The following is a 1,319-nucleotide window of genomic DNA, read 5'->3' as shown; positions in this document are numbered from 1 at the left end:
ATCGGTGCCATCGCCGGCTGGCTCGCCGGTCTCATCGTTTCCGGCTTCGGCTTCGGCCTGATCGGCAACATCATCGTGGGCATCGTCGGTGCGTTCATGCCGGCTGGCTGTTTCCGCGGATCGGCTTTTCCATCGGCCGCGGCACTCTCGCCGCGATCATCCATGCCACGATCGGCGCCATCATCCTGCTGGTACTGGTCAAGGTTCTGAAACGAGCCTGAGGCTCGACAACGCAAAGAGCGCGCCATGAAACAGAATACGCTCTATCTCGTCATCGGCGCGCTCGTCGTCGTGGTCATCGCGCTCGGCATCTATGTCTATCGCGAGCAGACCAAACCCAAGGGCGTCGAGCTCAAGATCGACGACAAGGGCATTTCGATCCAGCAGAACTAAGCCATGCGGGGGCGCGACATGGTTGCTTCTGACGCCCCGGAAGACGTCGATCAGCCCCCGATCACCGTGGCGGAGTGGGAGAGGCTGAACCGGCCGCCAAGGCGCGAGGCGCTGCTGCGCTATCGTTGGCGGGTGTTTCGCTTTCTGAGGACATCCGCACCGGTCAGCGAATTGCAGGGGCAAGAGCAGGTATTCCGCGATGCGGTCGTCGCCACCGTGGCCTTCAACCGGCCCGAAATGATCGAATGGCAGATCCACCTGGTACGCCGATACCTGGCCGAGCACGAAAGCTACATCGTTTTCGACAACAGCAACAAGGGCGAGGCAAGGGAAGCAATCCGCGATCTCTGCCGTCGCCAGCATGTCCCCTATGTCGCATTGCCGAAGAACAGGCTGGTCGTCAGCAGATCGCACGGTCAAGCGCTCAACTGGATCGTGCGGAATTTCTTGCCCAGGTTCGGGCCGAAGCTGTTCGGCTTCATCGATCATGACATCTTTCCGACTGAACCGTTTTCGATCCGCGCCCGGATGGAGGGCAAAAGCCTCTACGGCAGCGTGCGGCGCGATACGCCGACGCCAGGCGGCTGGTTCCTGTGGCCCGGCTTCTGTTTTTTCGACGGAAGCCTTTTGCGGCGACGGCTGGATTTCGCCCCGAGCTACAAGTTTCATATGGATTCCGGCGGCGGCAACTGGCCTGTGCTCTACAGGTCGATCGATCCGGCGCTGGTTCGATTCGCTGAAAACAAATCGCTTCGCTTCGGCGCCGGACATGATCAATCCGAGGATTTTTTCATGATGGTCGAGGGCTGGCTGCACGTCACGAACGCCTCGAACTGGAGGCGACAGCCGGTCGACAGGGGCGAACACATTGTCGCGCTGTTGCGGCAAGCCGGCGGTCCCGACCAGCCGGATGTGAAGTTCGAGCC

2 protein-coding genes and 1 pseudogene are annotated in these 1,319 nt (G+C 61.0%); all 3 read left to right on the top strand.

The annotated features are described in order from the left end of the window. Positions 1-221, top strand: a pseudogene (locus EN969_RS31380) (GlsB/YeaQ/YmgE family stress response membrane protein); the annotation flags it as partial. Positions 222-246: 25 nt separating this feature from the next. Beyond that, the gene (locus EN969_RS31375) at positions 247-393 is read left to right on the top strand and encodes a hypothetical protein (protein ID WP_013529552.1); all 147 of its coding nucleotides are present in this window, start codon (positions 247-249) and stop codon (positions 391-393) included. A gap of 18 nt (positions 394-411) precedes the next feature. Continuing rightward, a partial coding sequence (locus EN969_RS31370) for a hypothetical protein (protein ID WP_127419749.1) occupies positions 412-1,319 on the top strand: 908 nt, incomplete at its 3' end.

The sequence above is a fragment of the Mesorhizobium sp. M7A.F.Ca.CA.003.01.2.1 genome (genome assembly GCF_003998945.1).
GTDB classification, from domain to species: domain Bacteria; phylum Pseudomonadota; class Alphaproteobacteria; order Rhizobiales; family Rhizobiaceae; genus Mesorhizobium; species Mesorhizobium ciceri.
The sequence above is the reverse complement of the archived record's forward strand: the minus strand, read 5'-3'. Positions and strand labels throughout refer to the sequence as shown.

Bases quoted from the DNA above. Each gene is read 5' to 3' on its own strand.
- EN969_RS31375 (WP_013529552.1), top strand. From the start codon at position 247: ATGAAACAGAATACGCTCTATCTCGTCATCGGCGCGCTCGTCGTCGTG.